This is a genomic window from Ureibacillus chungkukjangi, assembly GCF_044795995.1.
Classification (GTDB): domain Bacteria; phylum Bacillota; class Bacilli; order Bacillales_A; family Planococcaceae; genus Ureibacillus; species Ureibacillus chungkukjangi.
The window spans coordinates 2797786-2819966 of sequence record NZ_CP085009.1 but is presented as its reverse complement, the minus strand read 5'-3'; the positions used below and the strand labels follow the sequence as shown (position 1 = coordinate 2819966).

Genomic DNA, 22181 nt, shown 5'->3' with positions numbered 1-22181 from the left:
TATCGGAATTAAGCTATTGGTCCACCTTTTTTTAAGATATCTTCAGAAACGTTAGAGAACTTTGTGAAGTTTTCTTTAAATAGGTTAGCTAAGAAATTAGCTTTTTGATCGTATGCTTCTTTGTCAGCCCATGCAGCACGAGGATCTAACACTTCACTTGGTACACCTTCCACAGCTGTTGGAATGTGTAAGCCAAAGATTGAATCTTGTGTCGTTTCAACGTCACTAAGTTTTCCATCGATAGCAGCACGAACCATTGTGCGAGTATAAGAAAGCTTCATACGAGTACCCACACCGTATTCTCCACCAGTCCAACCAGTGTTTACTAAGAATACTTGAGAGCCGTGCTCATCAATTTTTTCACCTAACATCTCAGCGTAGCGTGTAGCTGGAAGAGGTAAGAAAGGTGAACCGAAGCAAGTAGAGAATACTGGCTCTGGAGAAGTAACTCCACGCTCTGTACCTGCTAATTTTGAAGTAAAGCCACTTAAGAAGTGGTACATCGCTTGTTCTTTTGTTAATCTACTGATTGGAGGTAACACACCAAAAGCATCAGCAGTTAAAAATACGATAGTTTTTGGATGACCTGCAACAGAAGGCATAACAATATTATCGATAAAGTTAATTGGGTAAGCAGCACGCGTATTTTCAGTTAAAGTACTATCATCGTAGTTAGGAATACGAGATTTTGAATCTACTACTACGTTTTCTAATACTGTACCAAAACGAATTGCATTATAAATTTCTGGTTCTTTTTCAGCAGAAAGGTTGATAGTTTTTGCATAGCATCCACCCTCAATGTTGAATACACCATTATCTGACCAACCATGCTCATCGTCACCGATTAGTTTGCGGTTGCTATCTGCCGATAAAGTTGTTTTACCAGTACCAGATAATCCGAAGAATAATGCAACATCTCCTGCTTCACCTACGTTTGCAGAACAGTGCATAGAGAAAATATCATTTTCAGGAAGTAGATAGTTCATAATTCCGAAGATAGATTTTTTCATTTCGCCAGCATATTCGGTACCACCGATTAAAATAATTTTCTTTTCTAATGATACGATGATAAATGTTTCAGAGGCTGTTCCATCAACTGCTGGATCTGCTTTAAAGTTTGGTGCTGATACAATTGTAAATTCAGCATTATGAATAGGTAATTCTGCTTCAGTTGGACGGATGAATAATTGATGACAGAAAAGATTATGCCATGCATATTCGTTAATAACTTGGATTTGCAGCTGAGAGTCTTTGTCAGCACCAGCATATCCTTTGAATACAAAAAGCTCATCTTTTTCTTTTAAATAGTTGACAACTTTTACATATAGATTATCAAACACTTCAGCAGAAATCGGACGGTTAACATTACCCCAGTCGATTTTATCTTTTGTGCTTTCTTCTTCTACGATATATTTATCTTTAGGAGAACGACCAGTATATTTGCCTGTTTCAGCACTTATGGCACCATCAACAGTTAATGTAGCTTCTCCACGTTCTGTAGCTTTTTCCACTAATTGTGGTACGGATAATTGAACTTTAATATTTTCGCCGTTTAATAATTCCTTCAGCTCATTAGCAATTTCTACTGAATTCATCGATTAAATACCATCCTTTTTATAGAATTCCCAAAATGGTGGGAGGTTTGATTATTTTCAAAAATTAGTATAACACATTGAATTAATTAGTCTATACTAATCCAACATTTATTTTTAAATTTTTAAACTTTAATAGAATTATTCAAAAACGATTGACAAGTGAATCTACTTTCCGTAAGATTTACTCTTGAACGGATACTCTTATCCCGAGTTGGTGGAGGGTCAAGGCCCTATGAAACCCGGCAACCTGCGTTATTCATTTAACGCGATGGTGCCAACCTGATGCAAGGGAATACCCTTGAACGATAAGAGTGAAAGGTAATGTCATGAAACCACAATTCCTTTTACTCATGTACTTAACAATGAGTGGAGGAATTTTTTTTTCTAATTAGAACAGAATGATAAGGATAGTATAGCATTTCTTTCTATTTTTATCTGAGCCTTTCTAAATCCATGTATTTGTGAAGAGATCGTCTATACATTTTAGAATGTAGTTTAAATAAGTCCTGTACTTAGTCTTTACTAAATAACTAAGATTAATTACAGTGACAACTGTTAGGCTAAAAATTGTTCCATTACTGTTTTATACATAATAATAAAACAATAATTCAAATTTTCCTAATTAAATTTTAAAAAGTGGGAAAAAATGGGCAAGTTAAAAGGTAACGGCAGGAATACCGATCTAGTAGAACGGGTTTAACATGGATAATGAGTACCGTATCAAAAACGAGAAATTATCTCGCTATAAACTTAGGAGGAAACGAAATGACAAATCGTCGACTGTTTACATCAGAAAGTGTGACAGAAGGGCACCCAGACAAAATTTGTGACCAAATTTCTGATGCAATTTTAGATGCAATTTTAAGAGAAGATCCAAATGCACGTGTAGCTTGTGAAACTACTGTAACAACAGGTTTAGTACTTGTAGCAGGTGAAATTACAACATCTACTTATGTAGATATTAAAGGTATTGTTCGCGATACAGTAGCTGAGATTGGCTACACTCGCGGAAAATATGGTTTCGATGCAGAAAACCTTGCCGTACTAGTTGCCATTGGTGAACAATCAGCAGATATAGCCTTAGGTGTTGACCAAGCTTTAGAAGCTCGTGAAGGTTCAATGACTGATGCAGATATCGAAGCAATTGGGGCAGGAGACCAAGGTTTAATGTTTGGTTTTGCATGTAATGAAACACCAGAGCTTATGCCTTTACCAATCAGCCTTGCACATCGATTAGCTCGACGCTTAACAGAGGTAAGAAAATCTGAAGAGCTTACGTACCTACGTCCAGATGGAAAAACTCAAGTAACAGTTGAGTATGATGAACAAAACAGACCAGTTCGTGTAGATACTATTGTTATCTCAACACAGCATGATGAAGAAGTAACTTTAGAACAAATTCAAGAAGATATTAAAGAAAAGGTTATTAACGTAGTGGTTCCTGAAGAATTAATTGATGCGGGTACTAAATACTTTATCAACCCAACTGGCCGTTTTGTTATCGGTGGGCCTAAAGGAGATGCCGGCTTAACTGGCCGTAAAATTATTGTTGATACTTACGGTGGTTATGCTCGTCATGGTGGCGGTGCTTTTTCGGGTAAGGATGCAACAAAAGTTGACCGCTCTGCAGCATATGCGGCAAGATATGTAGCAAAAAATATTGTAGCAGCAGGTTTAGCTGAACGTGCAGAAGTACAATTAGCTTATGCTATTGGCGTTGCTCGTCCAGTTTCTATTTCAATTGATACATTTGGAACTGGAATTGTGAAAGAAGAGCAATTAGTAGAATGGGTAAGTGAATTATTCGACTTACGTCCTGCAGGCATTATTAAAATGCTGGATTTACGTAGACCAATTTACAAGCAAACAGCAGCCTATGGACACTTTGGTCGTACGGACTTAGATGTACCTTGGGAAAATACAGATATTGCTAGCCTTTTAAAAGACAAAGCAGGTCTATAATACTAACATCAATCCTTGCAGGGGAATAGATATAAATAGGTAGAGCCTAGTTGCGCTCTACCTGTTTTCATTTCAAGGGAAATCCTGTTCTAAGGGGATGTTATAAAATTGAGTTTTGTTGTAGATATTGCTTTTTATGGAGGAGTCTACTGCACCTGTTGCTTCAAACTCAAATGAATAGCCATCGCTGAAGGTGAAGGTGTAGGTTTCTTTATCATTATAATCTTCTGGATAGACATGGCTTATGTGAGATAAATCAGACCATTCGTAAACTACTTTACTACCAAACAAAGGATTATACTCGATATAATCTTCATCTAAATAGACATAATAATTTACGCCCATAAAAAAGATAGTGAAAAATCCAAAAGCCGATAAAATCAGAACAACTATCTTAGTAATAATCTTTTTAATGAAATACAGCACTATTAATGAAATAAAGGCAATGAAAAAGGCTAAAGAATATACAACTAGATTTTTGCCAAAGGATATAAATGCAATTTTATTTGGCTCCTCAAATACAACTACAGATAATATTACAGGGGTCAATAACACGATTATTGGAGCAATAATAATAACGAGTATTGCTAATACCCAGTAGATACTTTTAGTTTCATATTGGTTCATCTCATTCTCCTTATATATAGTTTATGTAATGATTCAAAGACTCAGAGTTTTGAAAAAAAATAGGTATAAGCAAGAAGCGTTATACCTGAAAATTTAGAGTTTCTACTATCATATGTTGTTAAGGCTGAAGTGATTTGTAAATTTGTCCTTTTTCTACATATTCGCGAATGATACGGTCCATATCCTCCCGATCTTCAGGCGTAACTTCACGAACTACCTTTGCTGGTCTCCCCATTGCCAAGCTATTAGGGGGGATTTTTTTACCTGGAGGAACAAGACTCCCAGCACCGATAAAAGCTCCTTCTCCAATTTCTGCACCGTCCAAAATAATAGAACCCATTCCGATTAAAGCGCTTTTTCGAATAACACAACCATGTAATGTAACCTGGTGGCCTACAGTTACTTCGTCTTCAATAATTACCGGATTATTCGGACTTTGGTGAATACAGCTCAAGTCTTGTATACTACAGCGTTTTCCAATAATTGTTGGCGCGACATCACCACGAATCACCGTATTAAACCATATAGTAGATTCTTCCTCTATAGTGACATCCCCTGTAACTACAGCATTATCTGCGATATAGACAGATGGGTCTATTTTAGGATTTTTATCTTTAAAAGGGTAAATCATCGAAAATCTCCTCATTTCTCAGTATGATATAGTATAGCGTAACAAATATAGCAAAGAATGAAAATTAGAATGCAAGTTTGCCCATTTTAATTGGGTAGGAGGGCAAGAAGTTATGTGGAAATGGGAAGCAGAGGGACAAGCAAAAGCTGTTGTTGTTCTTTTACATAGTGCGTTCGAGCAGCATCAATGGTATGCATGGTTAATCGAAAAGCTTCGAACAGAGGGCTTTACAATCGTCATGGGTGATTTACCTGGTCATGGAAAGAATTCAAAATATGCAAAAATTCATGATGAAGATATAAAGGAATACTCGGATTTTATTAAAAAGCTAATGCAAAATGCGGTACTATATCAGCTACCTGTTTTTATCATTGGGCATGGCTTAGGAGCTACTTTAGCGATTAACTTTTTGAAAAAAAATGAAGTAGAATGTGCAGGCTTAATCCTGACATCACCATGGCTAAGTTTAAGAAAAACTACGAATTTATTAACAAATGCCATGACTAACTTAGGAAATCTGGCTTCAAATAAAAAAATCTCTTTAAAATTCGACAAGAAAATGCTAACTAGAAATAATGACGGCTATCAGGAGTTAGTAGATAAAATTCCTTACCATTCCTATGCAACGGTTGGATGGTATAAGGGTGTACAGAACCTTATGAAAAATATTATTTCTGAACAAGAAAGTAATTTGTCATTGCCGATTTTATTAATAACAGCCAAGCAGGATAAAATTACTGATCCAGCTGTAGTTCGTAAATGGTTATTCAATCAAAAATCGACAGAGGTTCAATATAAGGAGTGGCCATATAGTTATCATAATCTATTCCATGATAATGAAAGAGAAGAAATTTTCATCTACTCAAAGGATTTCATGAATAACGTTCTTAGAGCACTCGGTTATATAATTAAATAAAAAATTTTCAGTACTCAGTCCACCATAACTGAGTATTTTTTGTATTTAAAGGGGATATATTAGTAGATTATAAATCTTTAATTATCGAAAAATATTGAATAAATTCAATTTGTGTAATATATTGAATTTTATAACAATAAAATATACATAAAAAAAGAGGTGTTCAGATGGAAGGTTTAGTAAAAGCGCTAAACGACTTTTTTTGGGGTCCATGGTTTATCTATGGAATCTTGATCGTGGGGATTTTCTTCTCGATTATGACTCGTTTTTTGCAGGTACGACATATTAAAGACATGTTTGCTCTAATGTTTAAAGGTAAAAAATCTGAGAAAGGAATTTCTTCTTTCCAAGCTTTATCAATTGCACTTTCTGGTCGTGTAGGGACTGGTAATATCGCTGGTACTGCTACAGCAATTGGTTTTGGTGGTCCAGGGGCAGTGTTCTGGATGTGGGCGATTGCCTTCATAGGAGCAGCTACAGCCTATGTAGAATCGACATTAGCTCAAATCTACAAAGAAGAAAAAGAAACTGAGTATCGAGGTGGTCCTGCCTTCTATATTGAAAAAGGAATGGGACAAAAATGGTTTGCTGTAATTTTTGCAGTAGCAGCTTTAATTGCAATGCTGGTGTTAATGCCTGGTGTTCAGTCAAATGCGATTGCTGGTGCAGTTCAAAGTGCTTTTGGTATTGAAGCGTGGATTACGGGACTAGTTATTGCTATTTTACTAGGTATTATTATTATTGGTGGAGTTAAATGGATTGCCAATGCGGCTCAAATTATTGTTCCATTTATGGCGATTGCTTATATTTTAATGGCTCTTGTTATCGTCTTCATGAATATTTCTGAGGTACCAAGTGTAATCGGACTTATTTTCTCTAGTGCTTTCGGTGCTCAAGAATTATTTGGTGGATTAATAGGGTCGGCTATTGCTTGGGGAGTTAAACGTGGGATTTATTCAAACGAAGCGGGTCAAGGTACAGGTCCTCATCCAGCAGCTGCAGCTGAGGTTTCTCACCCTGCCAAACAAGGTTTAGTTCAAGCAGCCTCAGTTTACATTGATACTTTACTAGTTTGTTCGGCTACTGCATTTATGATTCTATTTACAGGAATGTATAATGTGCATGATGAAAAGGCTGCAGATCCAGCAGCTACATTCGTTCAAGTTGGGGAATTCAATTCCGGTCAATTATCAGGGGAAGAGCAAGTTACATTTGCTAAAAGCATTGAAGCAGGTGCAGCTTATACTCAATATGCAGTAGATTCTTCTTTACCTGGCTTTGGCGCACCATTTGTTGCGATTGCATTATTCTTCTTCGCATTTACAACGATTATGGCCTATTACTATATTGCAGAAACAAATGTATCTTACCTATTCTCGGGTACTTACGAAAAGATTGGTATTTGGATAGCGAAGATTGCCATCTTAGCAGCTGCATTTTACGGGACAGTTAGAACATCAAATTTAGCGTGGGCAATGGGTGACGTAGGGTTAGGATTGATGGTATGGATAAATGTCATTGCTATCTTAATCATCATGAAGCCAGCGATTCTCGCGTTGAAGGATTATGAGCAACAGAAAAAAGAAGGAAAAGATCCAGTCTTCGATCCTATTAAATTAGGTATTAAAAACGCAACATTCTGGGAAAAGAATAATAAAGACCAATAATAAAAAGCGTGAAGTAAACAAAAACTAGTTTACTTCACGCTTTTTCTCATTCAGGAAATTGTTTTACCTTTTCTAGTGCAACGATAAAGGGCGGGTCATTTTTTTGATTGATAAATTCATAGCGCAATACATGAACATATTTTTGTGGGAGGGAGCTAACGAAACGTAAAACCTCGTCACGTTCGGCTATTCCTCCTTCATGTCCATGGTATATCACAAGTACAATGACACCACCAGTTTTTAATAGCTTAAGTAATTGTTCAATAGCAATTACTGTTGTATTTCCTTGAGTAATGATTGAATGGTCAGCACCAGGTAAGTACCCTAGATTGAATATCGCACCAGCAATTTCTTGCTGAACGTAATTAGCCACGTTTTCGTGGCCATCCAATAGAACAGTAGCATTTCTTGCACCGTGTTCAGACAGTCTTTTTAAGGTAGAATCTATGGCTTGCTGCTGAACATCAAATGCATAGACATGCCCAGATTCTCCTACAAGCTGAGATAAGAATAAGGTATCATGTCCGTTCCCAGCTGTACCATCTACGGCAATCTCGCCTTTTTCAATTGTCTGCATTAAAAGGTTTTGAGCATATTGTAATACACGTTGTAGCTTCAAAATTCTTCACATCCTCTTATTAACTGGCGATTATAAGATTCCATTAGTAGATGTAGATGGAACATATAGTTTTCCTTGCCAGCTACCGCGACGTTCAAGCTCGGCATCGATTCCGTTAAGAACCTCCCATTTGTTAACACTCCACATTGGTCCAATCATTAAATCAATCGGTCCATCACCTGTAATGCGGTGGACTATCATTTCCGGTGGAATAATCTCTAATTGGTCAGCTACTAATTGGATATACTGATCTTTTTCTAGGAATTCGAGCATTCCTTTTTCATACTGCTTTACTAAAGGTGTTCCTTTTAACAAATGTAGAAGGTGGATTTTAATTCCTTGAACATCCAGCTTCGCCACTTCTCTAGCAGTTTCCATCATCATATCGTAGTCCTCTAACGGTAAGCCGTTGATGATATGCGTACATACGCGAATATTATGCTTGCGCAGCTTTTCTACACCCTCTATATATGTAGCATAATCATGGGCACGGTTGATTAAATTCGCTGTTTTTTCATGGACAGTTTGTAAGCCTAGCTCTACCCATAAATAGGTTCTCTCATTTAACTCTGCTAAGTATTCCACTACATCATCTGGTAGGCAATCTGGACGAGTCGCAATACTTAACCCCATTACACCTTCACAAGCAAGAGCAGCCTCGAATTTTTCTTTTAACACATGTAGTGGTGCATGAGTATTTGTGTATGCTTGGAAATAGGCCATCGTCATGCCATCTTTCCATTTATGCTGCATTTTATCTTTGATTTTTTCAAATTGGACTGGTATTGGATCTACGCGGTCTCCTGCAAAATCTCCACTTCCAGCTGCACTACAAAAAGTACAGCCTCCAAAGGCAACAGTGCCATCACGATTAGGACAATCGAAGCCTGCATCAAGTGCAACCTTGAATACCTTTTTACCGAATTCATCTCTTAAATAGCGATTCCATGTATAGTAACGTTTCCCATCAGAAGGGAAAGGGAATTGATGTTGTTCTGACATATAATTTCACTCCTCTAACAAATCATTCTACCATGAAAAAGTACTTGTGGCACTTGAACAAAGCTGACATTTTACTGTAATTCTAATGAAGTATGGAAATTATCGTTCTATTAACCAATCAATTCATTATCGAAAAAATATTTTGATAATCCATAATATATTGTTTCTTTTATTCCTGACAATTTTTCTTGTGCTTTTGAAAAAAGGAGACTACTATTATTTTTTGGTGAACTAAAAAATAAACAAAATGAGAAGAACATCAACTTTTAAGTTAAAGGGTGCTTTTGCTAGTTTTAATGGAGGAGTATGGAAATGCCCAAAAATGTATGGTTACTCGTGATCGGTACATTTATAAATATTACAGGAAGCTCGCTTATTTGGCCTTTAAATACAATTTACATGCATGACCATTTAGGACAATCACTATCAGTTGCTGGGTTTGTTCTAATGATGAATGCAGGTGCGACTGTGTTAGGGAATTTAGTGGGTGGATATTTGTTCGATAAATTCGGCGGCTATAGATCGATTATGCTCGGAATTTCGATCACGGTCTTTTCATTAATAGGAATTACAATCTGGCACGGCTGGCCACATTATGTTTACTTTTTAATCGTGATGGGCTTTGGAAGTGGAATTGTTATACCGGCAATGTTCGCTTTAGTAGGAGCTGTTTGGCCAGAAGGTGGAAGAAAAGGCTTTAATGCCATTTATTTAGCACAAAATCTTGGCGTTGCAGTCGGTCCAGCTCTAGCAGGTCCAATTGCCGAAATGAGCTTCGACTATTTATTTATCTCAAATTTAGGCTTGTATATCCTATTTTTACTTTTAGCTCTTATAACATATCGTCATATGGTACCGGTAATCGAAAAAGAGAAGAGTGAGACAATCGTTGAAAGTCATTCATCAAAGGCCAATTTTTACTCATTGCTTATTCTGTGTAGTGCATTTTTACTGGCATGGGTCGCTTATTCACAATGGTCCACGACACTTTCAACACATATACAAGGTCTCGGAATTGGGTTGAAAGAGTATAGTTTACTTTGGTCTATCAATGGTTTACTAATCATTACGCTTCAGCCTATTATTAGCCCCCTTGTACAAAAGTACGAGAAGCAAATAAAAGCTCAGTTAGTTGTGGGAATGCTAATCATGATGTTTTCATTCAGCATCATACTGTTTGCAGAGAGCTTTAAAATGTTCGCAATTGCCATGATGGTTTTAACTTTAGGAGAAATTTTTGTGTGGCCAGCAGTACCTACGATTGCCAATATGCTAGCACCTAAAGGGAAGGGCGGTACTTATCAAGGGGTTGTAAATAGTATTGGCTCCATCGGAAGGATGATTGGACCTTTCGTGGGAGGAATTATTGTAGACGTCTATAATATGGATGCCTTAATTATTGTGTTATGTGGACTATTTATAATTGGAATTATTCCTTGCCTTATTTATGATCGCCCACTCAAAAGGAAAAATAGCCAATATACTAATCATATTCCAGAGAATTGAATTTAAAATAAGGAAATTTTAACTAGTCCAAATAGGAAAGACTTGTTTATTTTTCCTGGATACATTAAAATGATTAAAATATGAAAAGTACGACAATGAGAAGGAATAGTAAATTTTGAAGCTTTTAAGAGAGCTAGCGGGTGGTGCGAGCTAGTAAGTCTAGAAATTGAACTCGCCTTGGAGTCTGTTTTAGTGAAGCTAGTAGCTAAAACCGTTTTTCCACGTTATGGAAGTTAAGCTGAGTGTAGTGTCACTAATTTGGGTGGTACCGCGGGAGTTAAAAATATCTCTCGTCCCTTTCTAAGGAAAGGGGCGAGTTTTTTTATTTTTTAAATATTTTGTCAACTTCATCCAAAGTAACTATTTACTTCTAGTAAAAGTCTAGTCAAAGTGCTCATGGACGATGATTAGTTTTACCATTATTAGGATAATCTACTTTTGTTACAGCTTTTGTTAACTTCATTCAGTAGAGGTTCAAACCTTTAAAGAATGAAGTTATAGCCACCAGCGGATACCACAGATTTCTAGAGGTAGTTTTCAAGCTAGCTTGATAAAATCTGGGTGAAAATACGCCAAGGTGTAATTTATAATCCATTCCTTCATGTCGACACAGAGTGCCCATTCAATATTAAGGAGGAGTAAGTACATGAGTTTTAATCATCAGCAAATCGAAAAAAAATGGCAGCAATTCTGGCTAGAAAACAAATCGTTTAAAACGTTAGACGATTCATCAAAGCCAAAGTTCTATGCATTGGATATGTTCCCGTATCCATCAGGAGCGGGCTTACACGTTGGTCACCCAGAAGGTTACACAGCGACAGATATTTTATCGCGTTTTAAACGTATGCAAGGGTATGATGTATTGCATCCAATAGGTTGGGATGCATTTGGTCTTCCAGCAGAGCAATACGCTTTAGATACTGGAAACGATCCTGCTGAATTTACAGCAAAAAACATTGCGACATTCAAGCGTCAAATTCAAGAATTAGGTTTCTCTTATGATTGGGATCGTGAAATCAATACGACAGATCCTAGCTATTATAAGTGGACTCAGTGGATTTTTACAAAGCTTGTTGAAATGGACTTAGCTTATGTAGACGAAATTCCTGTAAACTGGTGTGAAGCATTAGGTACAGTACTTGCAAATGAAGAAGTAATTGATGGAAAATCTGAGCGTGGTGGGCACCCTGTTGAACGTCGACCAATGCGTCAGTGGGTACTGCGTATTACGAAGTATGCTGATCGCCTACTAGATGATTTAGAAGAAGTTGACTGGCCAGAATCGATTAAAGACATGCAACGCAACTGGATTGGTCGTTCTGAAGGGGCACAAGTGAAATTTACTGTTGCTGGTACAGAAGACCAATTTGAAGTATTCACAACTCGTCCAGATACATTATTTGGTGCAACATACTGCGTGTTAGCTCCCGAACATAAATTAGTCGATGAAATTACAACTGCCGAACAACGTGAAGCAGTAGAAGCCTACTTAGAAAAAGTAAAAATGAAATCTGACCTAGAACGTACAGATTTAGCAAAAGAAAAAACAGGCGTTTTTACAGGAGCATTTGCTATTAATCCAATTAACGGAAAAGAAATTCCAATTTGGATTGCTGACTATGTATTAGCAACTTATGGTACTGGTGCGATTATGGCTGTTCCTGCTCATGACGAACGTGACTATGAGTTTGCTAAAGAGTTCGGTTTAGAAATCATTCCAGTTCTTGAAGGTGGAGACATTGAAAATGAAGCCTTCACTGGAGATGGTGCACATATCAACTCTGATTTCTTAAATGGTTTAAACAAAGCAGATGGTATTGCTAATGCCATCAAATGGCTTGAAACGAATAGTGTGGGCGAAAAGAAAATTACTTATCGTTTACGTGACTGGTTATTCTCTCGTCAACGTTATTGGGGTGAGCCAATTCCAGTAATTCATTGGGAAGATGGCACAATGACAACAATTCCTGTAGAGGAATTACCATTAGAATTACCGAAGACAACAAATATTCGTCCTTCAGGTACTGGTGAGTCTCCATTAGCTAATATTGAAGAATGGGTGAATGTTGTAGATCCAGTTACAGGGAAAAAAGGTCGTCGTGAAACAAATACAATGCCGCAATGGGCAGGCTCAAGCTGGTACTTCTTAAGATATATCGATCCAAATAATAATGAGGCACTTGCCGATGCCGAGCTATTAAAGCGCTGGTTACCAGTTGATATTTATATTGGTGGTGCAGAGCATGCCGTACTTCACTTACTGTACGCTCGTTTCTGGCACAAAGTCCTTTATGATTTAGGTGTTGTTCCTACAAAAGAGCCATTCCAAAAATTGTTCAACCAAGGAATGATTTTAGGTGAAGGTAACGAAAAAATGTCTAAATCAAAAGGAAATGTTGTAAATCCTGATGATATCGTAAGTTCGCATGGTGCTGATACACTTCGTTTATATGAAATGTTCATGGGGCCATTAGATGCATCAGTTGCATGGTCTACAAATGGTTTAGATGGTGCACGTCGTTTCTTAGACCGCATCTGGCGTCTATATACAACTGAAGAGGGTACTCTATCTGAAAAAGTACAACCAAGCTCAGATACAGCACTTGAAAAATCATATCACCAAACAGTGAAAAAGGTGACAGATGATTACGAAAATCTGCGTTTCAATACAGCCATTTCACAAATGATGGTATTTATTAATGATTGCTATAAAGCTGACGTTTTCCCGACTGAGTATGCAGAAGGCTTCGTGAAACTATTAGCTCCAATCGCACCTCATGTTGCCGAAGAGCTTTGGGCAATTCTTGGACACTCAGGCACATTAACTTATGAAGAGTGGCCAGCATTTGATGAGTCGAAGCTTGTAGATGATGAAGTAGAGGTAGTCGTACAAGTAAACGGTAAATTACGTGCGAAAGTAAAAGTAGCAAAAGATGTAACAAAAGAGCAGCTTGAAGAAGTAGCTAAAGCTGATGAAAAGGTTCTAGAATTTACTGAAGGCAAGCAAATCGTTAAAGTCATTGCAGTCCCAGGTAAACTAGTGAATATCGTAGTAAAATAAAATTAAAGCAGAATGTAGTCCGATTTCGGAGATTGCATTCTGTTTTTTCTTTTGGGGAAAGCGAATGAGTAAGTAAGAGTCTCAGTGACTGATTCAGCAGGATAGAGCGGTTATGGGGAAGAGAGAACAGCCATCAGTTCCCCAAACAGCAGGATAGAGCGGTTATGGGGAAGAGAGAACAGCCATCAGTTCCCCAAACAGCAGGATAGAGCGGTTATGGGGAAGAGAGAGCGAGACTCAGTGCCCCGAACAGCAGGATGGAGCAGTTATAGGGAAGAGAGAGCGGGACTCAGTGCCCCGAACAGCAGGATAGAGCGGTTATGGGGAAGAGAGAACAGCCATCAGTTCCCCAAACAACTAAAATAAGTCGTAACTGGGCAGTGACCAAAATTCTCAGTGCCCAAGAAAAGTCAAAAACAGCTATAACGGCGAAACGAGCACTAAATTTGAAACCCATAAAAATCACAAAGTGGACACAAGAGTTTCCAAGTCCGTTTGTTTCATAATTAAAATACCTGCTGTTTCACGAACTTAATCGCTTTTTTGCTGAAACAATGTCATAATAAACAGACTTGAAGACTTTCTTAGAGAAATTTTAAAAAGAGATAAAGTGAAACTATATATAGTTAGGATGACTAGATGAATCAGTTAGTTGAATTAAAACTAAAACCGAATTTTGTAGCAGAGGTTTCAAATGGATATCCTCTTATTTTAAAAGAGGCAGCAGAAACAATTGATGAAGCATTAGAGGAAGGAACGCTTTTAAAAATTGTTCGCCCTAATGGAAAATATATCGCAACGGGTTATTACGGAAAACAAAATAAAGGTATAGGCTGGGTTCTTACAAATAACCAAACAGAGGAAATCGACGAAGCCTTTTTTAAAGTGAAGTTCCAGCAAGCATTTATAAAGCGAGATTCATTCTACAATATAGAAGATACTACAGCCTTTCGTGTATTTAATGGCGAAGGGGACGGAATCGGTGGACTAACAATCGATTATTATGATGGTTTTTATTTGATCAGCTTCTATAGCCAGGGGATTTATTCATTCCGTGAAACTATTTTTGCTGCACTAAAAGAAACTGCAGAGCTTCGTGGTATTTATGAGAAAAAACGTTTTGATACCAATGGTCAATATGTAGATCAGGATGATTATGTTGAAGGGGAAGTTGGAGAATTTCCTATTATTATAAAAGAGAACGGCATGAATTTTGCTGTCAATCTTAACGATGGGGCGATGACTGGTATTTTTCTTGACCAAAGAGATGTTCGACTAGCCCTTCGTGAACGATTTTCTGAAGGGAAAACTGTTTTAAATACTTTTTCATATACTGGAGCCTTCTCCGTTGCTGCAGCATTAGGCGGCGCTTATGAAACGACAAGTGTTGACCTTGCTAAAAGAAGCTTGCCAATGACTATTGAGCAATTTAGTGTAAATGGAATTGATTATGAGCAACAGCAAATTAAGGTTATGAATGTATTTGATTACTTTTCCTATGCTGCTAGACATCAATTAAAATTTGATGTGGTTGTCCTTGATCCACCTAGCTTTGCCCGTACGAAAAAAATGACATTTAGTACTTCAAAGGATTATCCGAAGCTAATTGGGGAAGCGTTAGAAATTACAGCTGCTAAGGGGATTATCGTTGCTTCAACAAATAATGCGAGCTTTAATATGAAGAAATTTAAAACTTTTATCGATAAAGCTTTTAAAGAAAAAAATCAGCGATATAAAATCCTAGAACAACATCAGCTTCCAGAGGATTTTGTGATATTAGAGGATTATCCAGAATTTAATTATTTAAAGGTATGTATTATTCAATTACTTAAATAAGGAATGAGTTACTATGAAATATTCGAAATCTACAATGCTTAAATTAGTAAATGAAGAACGTGAGCTTCATGACGAACTTAAGCGTATTAAAAGTGAAATGGGTCTAGAAAAGAATTTAGCTCTAAAGGCACTTTATCATTCAGCAGTATCTGATGGTGGACGCTTTCAGGTACGCTATCAAGAACTAGATCGATAATCAAAATGCTTGGAGGCTTAATCTCCAAGCATTTTTTTAATGGAGCAAAGGATATCGCGATTAATTGAAATTTTTAGAAAGTGTTGTTGACACTTAAATCCATTAATTTTATTATGTATATAAGTTTACTATGAATTAAATAAGCTGACTAGAAAACTAGAGGCCCTAAAAACACTTTAAATCGAGGTAATTTGTCGACCAAAGTTTTAGGGTCATAAAAATTATTTTTAATAGACAGAAAAATCATATTTTTTAAAAACATAGTTGACCAATAAGAATTGTTATGTTTATATTAAAGTATTATTTTGTGCTACGTAGGGGGTTCATAATGGGGAAAGTATATATAGTTGGAGCAGGACCAGGGAGTGTAGATCTTATTACAGTCAAAGGGTTAAAGTGTATCCAGCAAGCTGATGTAATTCTTTATGACCGCCTGGTAAATAAGGAACTATTAGAATTTGCAAAGCCGAACGCGGAGCTTATTTTTGTTGGTAAATTACCAAACTTACATGGTGTCATTCAAGATCGAATCCATAGACTCCTAGTCGAGCATGCAGGTGAGGGAAAGGTAGTAACACGTTTAAAAGGTGGAGATCCCTTTGTATTTGGTCGTGGGGCAGAAGAAGCAGAGGTATTAGTTGAAGCTGGCATTCCTTTTGAAATCGTTCCAGGGATTACCTCAGGTGTAGCAGCCCCTGCATATGCAGGAATTCCTGTTACTCATCGTGATTTAGGATCTAGCTTTGCACTTGTGACAGGGCATATGAGAGAAGGAAAAGATGATACGATTAACTGGAAGGGTTTAGCTGAATCAGTTGATACGCTTGCCATTTACATGGGGGTAGGCAATCTGCCATACATAACAGAGCAGCTAATGAAATATAATCGTAGTCCAAAAACGCCTGTCGCCCTTATCCATTGGGGAACAACAGAACACCAGAAAACAATTACAGGTACATTAGAAACAATTGTAGACATAGCAAAAAATGAGGAGATCCAAAATCCAAGTATGATTCTTGTTGGTGAAGTTGTTAGAATGAGAGAAAAAATTGCGTGGTTTAAAGAAAAAAAACAAGGAATTCCAGTTTAGAAAGAAGGGGAAAAGTTTGAAAGCAGTACTTTATGTTGCACATGGTAGCCGTGTAAAAGCTGGTGTAGAAGAAGCGAGACAATTCATTGAAACAGTAAAGCCTCAAATTAATGTAGCGATTCAAGAAATTTGCTTCCTTGAGTTAGCGGATCCTTCTATTGTAGAAGGAGTGTCTGCATGTGTTGCAAAGGGTGCAACAGAAATTGCTATTATTCCTATTCTTTTATTAACTGCAAACCATGCCAAACAAGATATTCCCCTAGAAATTAATAAAGCTAAGGAAATGTATCCAAGTGTTACATTCACATTTGGTAAACCCTTTGGCATTAATGAAAAATTGATTGATAGTTTACAAGAAAGAGTGCACCAGAAGAGCACAAAGCAAAATGAAGAAATTGAAGTTTTATTAATTGGACGAGGAAGCAGCGATGAAAGAGTTCAAATCGATTTTCAACAAATTGCAAATAACCTAAAACGAAAATATAACTATGCATTGGTCGATATTTGTTACTTATACGGAAAAGGTCCTTCATTTGAAAATGCATTAGAGCAATTACAAACCAATCGCGAAAAGCCGGTATATGTAGTGCCATATATTTTGTTTACCGGTCTTTTAAAAATTGGTATTCAAAAGAAGATGGCTGAGCTTGGTTTTTCAGACGATGAAGTAGTACTTTGCGACTGTCTTGGATATGACGAAAACGTACGTCAGGTGCTAATCGAGCGAGTAAAAGAGACGTTATATTCGTATAGGGAGAGTGTTCTAAATGGATAAAAAACAAGAAAACTTTGAGCAGGCAGTAGAAAACCTTAAAAAGATGATGAGCACGATGAAATATGGCTCAATTACTTTAATTGTTCAGGATAACATCATCGTGCAAATCGAAAAAAATGAAAAAATTCGATTGAAATAATTTGACGAAGAGGTGTGGAAAAAGTGAAGTTAGACGTAACGAATAGCCCTTTTAACGAGCAACAAGTTCAGCAACTAAATGAAGTTTTCGCAACATTAACACAAAACCAAAAAATTTGGTTAACGGGTTACTTAAGTGCAACTGCTTTAGTAGAACCACTAGCTGCAAATGCACCAGCTGGAAATGAGCAGCCATCGAATGTTGTGGTGCTGCCAACTCCAGTAGAAAAAGCTCCTTCAAAGCATATTACAATTTTATATGCTTCCCAAACAGGAAACGCAGGTGGGCTAGCTAAAAAGTATGGTGAGCAGCTGAAGAAAGCAGGCTTTGAAGTAAATGTTTCTTCTATGAGTGACTTCAAAACAAATGCTCTGAAGAAATTAGACCATTTACTTGTCATTGCCAGTACGCATGGCGAGGGCGAGCCACCAGATAATGCAATTTCATTCCATAGCTATCTATATGGAAAACGCGCTCCAAAATTAGATCATGTTAAATTTGCAGTACTTTCTTTAGGAGATAGCTCCTATGAGTTCTTCTGTAAAACAGGTATTGATTTTGACGAGCAATTAGAAAAGCTTGGTGCACAGAGATTAGTAAACCGTGTTGACTGCGATCTTGACTATGACGAACCAGCTGCGAAATGGTTTGAGTCTGTCAAAGAGAAGCTCCAGGATGGCGAGGTTAGTCAGCAAACAATACAAGAAAGTGCGCCTACAGTTCTAGAAGCATCTGTTGAATATACACGTAAAAATCCATTCAACGCTGAAATTTTAGAAAAGATTAACTTAAATGCTGTTGGTTCAAATAAAGAAACAATCCATTTAGAATTGTCTCTTGAGAATTCAGGAATTACATTTGAGCCAGGTGATAGTTTAGCAATTTACCCAACGAATAATAAAGGTCTGGTTAACACATTAATTTCTACACTAGGCTTTGACGCTGAGAAATCAGTAAATGTTGAGGATAAAGAGGTTACATTGAAAGATGCTTTGACAAATTTACTTGAAATTACAGTACTTTCTAAACCTGTCATGCAAAAAATTGGTGAATTCACATTAAATGAGGAATTCCATGCTTTACTGGCAGATCGAGATTCATTTAAAGCCTATACTCATGGCCGAGATTTAGTTGACGTTGTCGAAAAATTCGCTCCTTTTAGCTGGAATGAACAAAGCTTTGTTAATGTCTTAAGAAAACTGCCTGCAAGACAATATTCAATTTCTAGTAGTCTAGCTGCATATCCAGAGGAAGTCCATGTCACAATTGGAGCTGTACGTTACGAAGTGGATGGTCGTGAACGACTTGGTGTTTGTTCAACAGACGTTGCAGACAACTTAGAAATTGGAGACAGTGTAAGAGTTTATGTTCAAAAAAATCCGAATTTCAAATTGCCGGCAGATGACGCGCCAATTATTATGGTTGGTCCAGGTACTGGTGTAGCACCATTCCGTTCCTTTATACAGGAGCGTGAAGAGCGCGGAGCTGAAGGGAAGAGCTGGTTATTCTTCGGAGATCAGCATTTTGTAACAGACTTTTTATATCAAACTGAGTGGCAGGGCTGGCTGAAGTCTGGTGTCCTAACAAAGCTAGATGTAGCCTTCTCACGTGACAAAGAAGAAAAAGTGTATGTACAACATAAAATGCAAAAGCATGCCGCTGAGCTATTCCAATGGTTAGAGCAGGGAGCTACTTTCTACGTATGTGGAGATAAGAATCATATGGCAGCGGACGTTCACAATACTTTGCTACATATTATTGCAGAGCAAGGAAACAAAACTGAAGAACAAGCAAAAGAATATCTTGATGATTTACGCAAACAAAAACGCTATCAACGAGATGTATATTAAGGGGGAAGTACGAATGGTAAAAAAAATTGTATTACCACCTCAAGAAGGTAAACCTAGTGATGTTGAGGAAATAAAAGCAGAAAGTAATTACTTGCGTGGCTCTCTTGTTGAATCTATGGAAGAAGAACTAAGCTCTGGTATCTCTGATTGGGATAACCGTCTTATGAAGTTCCATGGAAGCTATTTACAAGACGATCGAGATGTGCGTTTAGAGCGTGAACAAAAGAAATTAGAGCCTGCTTATCAGTTCATGGTGCGCGTACGTATGCCAGGTGGTGTCGCAACAGCAGAGCAATGGCTGAAAATGGATGAACTAGCTGAAAAGTATGGGAATCAGTCCTTTAAAATCACAACGCGTCAAACAATTCAATTCCACGGTATTTTAAAGTGGAATATGAAGAAACATATGCAAGAATTAAATAGTGTTTTATTTGATACGATTGCAGCCTGTGGAGACGTAAACCGAAATGTAATGTGTAATGCTAACCCCTTCCAATCTGAATTGCATCAAGAGATTTTTGAATGGTCTTCTAAAATTAGTGAGCATTTACTGCCTCGAACAAATGCGTATTATGAGATTTGGTTAGATAAAGAAAAAGTAGTGGATACACAGGAAGAACAAGAACCGATTTATGGCTCACTTTACTTGCCGCGTAAATTTAAAATCGGTATAGCTATCCCACCAGCAAATGACGTTGATGTATTCTCGCAGGATATCGGGCTAATTGCTGTTTTAGAAGGTAATGAGCTAGTGGGCTTCAATGTTGCCATTGGTGGCGGCATGGGAATGACTCATGGCGATACAGCAACATATCCACAGCTTAGCCGTTTAATTGGCTACGTTTCGAAGGATAAAATCGTTGATGTGTGTGAAAAAATCATGACAGTACAACGTGATTATGGGGATCGTTCTGTACGTAAATATGCACGTTTTAAATATACAGTCGATCGTCTAGGCTTAGATACTGTTAAAGCAGAAATCGAATCTCGCCTAGGTTACCAGTTTGAAGATGCTAAACCATTTAGCTTTGAGCATACTGGGGATCGTTACGGCTGGATAAAGGGTGAAGATGGTAAAAACCATTTCACTTTATTTATTCAAAACGGCCGTGTGAAGGATTTTGACAATTACCCATTAAAAACAGCATTACGTGAAATTGCCGAAATTCATAAAGGTGAGTTCCGATTTACTGGAAATCAAAATGTGGTGATTGCAAATGTTAGTTCTAGAGCTAAAAAAGCGATCAATGAAATTATTGAGAAATATCAATTAACTGAAAGCGACAACTATTCAGCATTACGTCGCAATTCAATTGCTTGTGTAGCGCTGCCAACATGTGGTCTAGCTATGGCTGAGGCAGAACGTTATCTACCTTCATTAATTGAGAAGATTGATGGAATTCTAGATGACAATGGCTTACGTGATCAAGATATTACAATTCGTATGTCAGGCTGTCCAAATGGCTGCTCACGTGCTGCGATGGGTGAGATTGGATTTATCGGGAAAGGTCCAGGGAAATATAACTTCTATCTAGGAGCAAGTCATACAGGTTCTCGTTTAAATAAAATTTATAAAGAAAACATTGGGGAAGAAGAAATCCTATCTACCCTTCGTCCAATTATCGAACACTATGCAAAAGAACGCTTAGATAACGAATACTTTGGTGATTTCGTCATCCGTGCCGGCTACGTTAAAGCAGTTACAGATGGTCGCCAGTTCCATAATCAAGCTTAATAGTTTATATTAAAGGCTGTATTTTACGTACAGCCTTTATTTGTATGTTAGGAGGGAAACGGATGTATCCTGTAATGCTGGATCTAGAGAATAAACGAGTGCTAATTGTAGGTGGGGGAGAAGTGGCAACTAAAAAAGCGAAGATGCTGCTCGGACAAGGTGCGAAAATCGTTGTGGTAAGCCCTACTCTTACTCAAAAACTTTATACATATGTTGTAAATGGAGACGTTGAATGGGTTGAGAGAGAATTTAAAACTAGTGATACAAAGCATGTCTTTCTTGTAATTGTTGCGACAAATAATCGTAGAGTTAATGCTCTAGTTAAAGAGAGTTGTGATGGAAATCAGCTTGTGAATGTCGTGGACTCTCCTAATAATAGTAATTTTTATAATATGGCTTATTTGGAACGAGGAAAGCTAAAGATTGCGATATCAACGGAAGGTGCGAGCCCTCTTTTAGCCAAACAAATAAAGCAGGATTTAAATATGTTTTTTGACGAGAGCTACGAAGAATATTTGAATTTTTTATTGACAGCTAGAGAGAAAATAAAGCTGTTGATTAATGATGAAGGCAGAAAATATGAACTGTTGCAGGAGTTATTGCAGGAGAAGCTTCGGAAAGATGTAGAGGAACGGGAGCGTTTTCTTTCTAATATATAAGAGTTTAGCTGGAGCAGATGGCGAGGGTATAGTAGAGTGTCAGTGCCCCGAAAAACGGAGAAGTGTTGTAATCGGTAAGAGAGAATCGATGTCAGTGCCCCGAAAAGAGGAGAAGCATAGTGATCGGTAAAAGAGAATCGGTGTCAGTGCCCCAAAAAGAGGAGAAGCGTAGTAATCGGTAAAAGAGGGACGTTCTCAGTGCCCCGAAAGCATCGAAAAGGCGTAACCGGTAAAAGAGACAAGCATCTCTCAACTCGAAAACACCCAAACACCTAACGGTAGTAGTAGCTTTATCAAAAAATAGAAAAAGGACAA

18 protein-coding genes, 1 riboswitch and 1 other annotated feature are annotated in these 22181 nt (G+C 37.5%); of the genes, 13 read left to right on the top strand and 5 right to left on the bottom strand.

Annotated elements, in window-relative coordinates; translation table 11 throughout:
- Positions 1-8 precede the first annotated feature (8 nt).
- Complete coding sequence (pckA, locus tag LG296_RS13870; protein WP_107935476.1) at positions 9-1595, bottom strand: phosphoenolpyruvate carboxykinase (ATP); 1587 nt, start codon at positions 1593-1595, stop codon at positions 9-11.
- Positions 1596-1793: 198 nt separating this feature from the next.
- Positions 1794-1907: riboswitch (SAM riboswitch) on the top strand.
- A gap of 453 nt (positions 1908-2360) precedes the next feature.
- Here pckA and metK point away from each other — a divergent pair.
- On the top strand, positions 2361-3557 hold the full coding sequence (metK, locus tag LG296_RS13865) for a methionine adenosyltransferase (protein WP_107935477.1): 1197 nt from the start codon (positions 2361-2363) through the stop codon (positions 3555-3557).
- 72 nt (positions 3558-3629) lie between these two features.
- Here the strand turns inward: metK and LG296_RS13860 are convergent, their stop codons facing one another.
- Positions 3630-4184, bottom strand: coding sequence for a hypothetical protein (locus tag LG296_RS13860; RefSeq protein ID WP_107935478.1), 555 nt, complete (start codon positions 4182-4184; stop codon positions 3630-3632).
- A 118-nt stretch (positions 4185-4302) separates the two neighbouring features.
- Positions 4303-4815: a gamma carbonic anhydrase family protein gene (locus tag LG296_RS13855; RefSeq protein WP_107935479.1), complete on the bottom strand. Its 513-nt coding sequence runs from the start codon at positions 4813-4815 to the stop codon at positions 4303-4305.
- Between the two features lie 112 nt (positions 4816-4927).
- Here LG296_RS13855 and LG296_RS13850 point away from each other — a divergent pair, with 112 nt between their 5' ends.
- Both LG296_RS13850 and LG296_RS13845 read left to right on the top strand, forming a co-directional pair.
- The gene (locus LG296_RS13850) at positions 4928-5731 is read left to right on the top strand and encodes an alpha/beta hydrolase (RefSeq protein WP_107935480.1); all 804 of its coding nucleotides are present in this window, start codon (positions 4928-4930) and stop codon (positions 5729-5731) included.
- A 167-nt stretch (positions 5732-5898) separates the two neighbouring features.
- Complete coding sequence (locus tag LG296_RS13845; RefSeq protein WP_107935481.1) at positions 5899-7398, top strand: sodium:alanine symporter family protein; 1500 nt, start codon at positions 5899-5901, stop codon at positions 7396-7398.
- A 46-nt stretch (positions 7399-7444) separates the two neighbouring features.
- On the opposite strand, the gene LG296_RS13840 is transcribed toward LG296_RS13845, so the two are convergent.
- Positions 7445-8017: a class I SAM-dependent methyltransferase gene (locus LG296_RS13840; RefSeq protein ID WP_107935482.1), complete on the bottom strand. Its 573-nt coding sequence runs from the start codon at positions 8015-8017 to the stop codon at positions 7445-7447.
- Between the two features lie 30 nt (positions 8018-8047).
- The gene (locus LG296_RS13835; protein WP_107935483.1) at positions 8048-9019 is read right to left on the bottom strand and encodes a TIGR01212 family radical SAM protein; all 972 of its coding nucleotides are present in this window, start codon (positions 9017-9019) and stop codon (positions 8048-8050) included.
- A 312-nt stretch (positions 9020-9331) separates the two neighbouring features.
- Between LG296_RS13835 and LG296_RS13830 the strand changes: the two genes are divergently transcribed.
- The 10 genes from LG296_RS13830 to LG296_RS13785 all read left to right on the top strand — a co-directional run bounded on the left by LG296_RS13830 (position 9332) and on the right by LG296_RS13785 (position 21866).
- Positions 9332-10525, top strand: a complete 1194-nt coding sequence (locus LG296_RS13830; protein WP_107935484.1) for an MFS transporter — start codon at positions 9332-9334, stop codon at positions 10523-10525.
- 86 nt (positions 10526-10611) lie between these two features.
- Positions 10612-10826: a binding site (T-box leader), on the top strand.
- Positions 10827-11171: 345 nt separating this feature from the next.
- Positions 11172-13586: a leucine--tRNA ligase gene (gene leuS / locus LG296_RS13825; RefSeq protein ID WP_107935485.1), complete on the top strand. Its 2415-nt coding sequence runs from the start codon at positions 11172-11174 to the stop codon at positions 13584-13586.
- Positions 13587-14225: 639 nt separating this feature from the next.
- Positions 14226-15422 (top strand): class I SAM-dependent rRNA methyltransferase, encoded by a 1197-nt coding sequence (locus LG296_RS13820; protein ID WP_107935487.1) that lies wholly within the window; start codon positions 14226-14228, stop codon positions 15420-15422.
- A gap of 13 nt (positions 15423-15435) precedes the next feature.
- Entirely contained in the window at positions 15436-15618 is a 183-nt protein-coding gene (locus tag LG296_RS13815; protein ID WP_107935488.1) for a hypothetical protein, read from the top strand.
- 328 nt (positions 15619-15946) lie between these two features.
- A complete protein-coding gene (gene cobA, locus LG296_RS13810) occupies positions 15947-16708 on the top strand; it encodes a uroporphyrinogen-III C-methyltransferase (protein ID WP_107935489.1) in 762 nt (253 codons plus the stop codon).
- Positions 16709-16724: 16 nt separating this feature from the next.
- Positions 16725-17483, top strand: coding sequence for a sirohydrochlorin chelatase (locus LG296_RS13805; RefSeq protein WP_107935551.1), 759 nt, complete (start codon positions 16725-16727; stop codon positions 17481-17483).
- Positions 17476-17622, top strand: coding sequence for a YezD family protein (locus LG296_RS13800; RefSeq protein WP_107935490.1), 147 nt, complete (start codon positions 17476-17478; stop codon positions 17620-17622). Before LG296_RS13805 ends, LG296_RS13800 begins: the two co-directional genes overlap by 8 nt.
- 23 nt (positions 17623-17645) lie before the next feature.
- Entirely contained in the window at positions 17646-19472 is a 1827-nt protein-coding gene (locus LG296_RS13795; RefSeq protein ID WP_107935491.1) for an assimilatory sulfite reductase (NADPH) flavoprotein subunit, read from the top strand.
- 13 nt (positions 19473-19485) lie between these two features.
- Entirely contained in the window at positions 19486-21207 is a 1722-nt protein-coding gene (gene cysI, locus LG296_RS13790; RefSeq protein WP_107935492.1) for an assimilatory sulfite reductase (NADPH) hemoprotein subunit, read from the top strand.
- Positions 21208-21269: 62 nt separating this feature from the next.
- Positions 21270-21866, top strand: a complete 597-nt coding sequence (locus LG296_RS13785; protein ID WP_404427077.1) for an NAD(P)-binding protein — start codon at positions 21270-21272, stop codon at positions 21864-21866.
- Positions 21867-22181 lie beyond the last annotated feature (315 nt).

What these genes read in the sequence shown, in the direction of transcription:
- LG296_RS13855 (WP_107935479.1), bottom strand. Translation starts at nt 4,815, where the DNA reads ATGATTTACCCTTTTAAAGATAAAAATCCTAAAATAGACCCATCTGTC.
- cysI (WP_107935492.1), top strand. Translation starts at nt 19,486, where the DNA reads ATGGTAAAAAAAATTGTATTACCACCTCAAGAAGGTAAACCTAGTGAT.
- LG296_RS13850 (WP_107935480.1), top strand. Translation starts at nt 4,928, where the DNA reads ATGTGGAAATGGGAAGCAGAGGGACAAGCAAAAGCTGTTGTTGTTCTT.
- LG296_RS13820 (WP_107935487.1), top strand. Translation starts at nt 14,226, where the DNA reads ATGAATCAGTTAGTTGAATTAAAACTAAAACCGAATTTTGTAGCAGAG.
- pckA (WP_107935476.1), bottom strand. Translation starts at nt 1,595, where the DNA reads ATGAATTCAGTAGAAATTGCTAATGAGCTGAAGGAATTATTAAACGGC.
- LG296_RS13835 (WP_107935483.1), bottom strand. Translation starts at nt 9,019, where the DNA reads ATGTCAGAACAACATCAATTCCCTTTCCCTTCTGATGGGAAACGTTAC.
- LG296_RS13845 (WP_107935481.1), top strand. Translation starts at nt 5,899, where the DNA reads ATGGAAGGTTTAGTAAAAGCGCTAAACGACTTTTTTTGGGGTCCATGG.
- cobA (WP_107935489.1), top strand. Translation starts at nt 15,947, where the DNA reads ATGGGGAAAGTATATATAGTTGGAGCAGGACCAGGGAGTGTAGATCTT.
- LG296_RS13800 (WP_107935490.1), top strand. Translation starts at nt 17,476, where the DNA reads ATGGATAAAAAACAAGAAAACTTTGAGCAGGCAGTAGAAAACCTTAAA.
- LG296_RS13830 (WP_107935484.1), top strand. Translation starts at nt 9,332, where the DNA reads ATGCCCAAAAATGTATGGTTACTCGTGATCGGTACATTTATAAATATT.
- LG296_RS13815 (WP_107935488.1), top strand. Translation starts at nt 15,436, where the DNA reads ATGAAATATTCGAAATCTACAATGCTTAAATTAGTAAATGAAGAACGT.
- leuS (WP_107935485.1), top strand. Translation starts at nt 11,172, where the DNA reads ATGAGTTTTAATCATCAGCAAATCGAAAAAAAATGGCAGCAATTCTGG.
- LG296_RS13785 (WP_404427077.1), top strand. Translation starts at nt 21,270, where the DNA reads ATGTATCCTGTAATGCTGGATCTAGAGAATAAACGAGTGCTAATTGTA.
- metK (WP_107935477.1), top strand. Translation starts at nt 2,361, where the DNA reads ATGACAAATCGTCGACTGTTTACATCAGAAAGTGTGACAGAAGGGCAC.
- LG296_RS13860 (WP_107935478.1), bottom strand. Translation starts at nt 4,184, where the DNA reads ATGAACCAATATGAAACTAAAAGTATCTACTGGGTATTAGCAATACTC.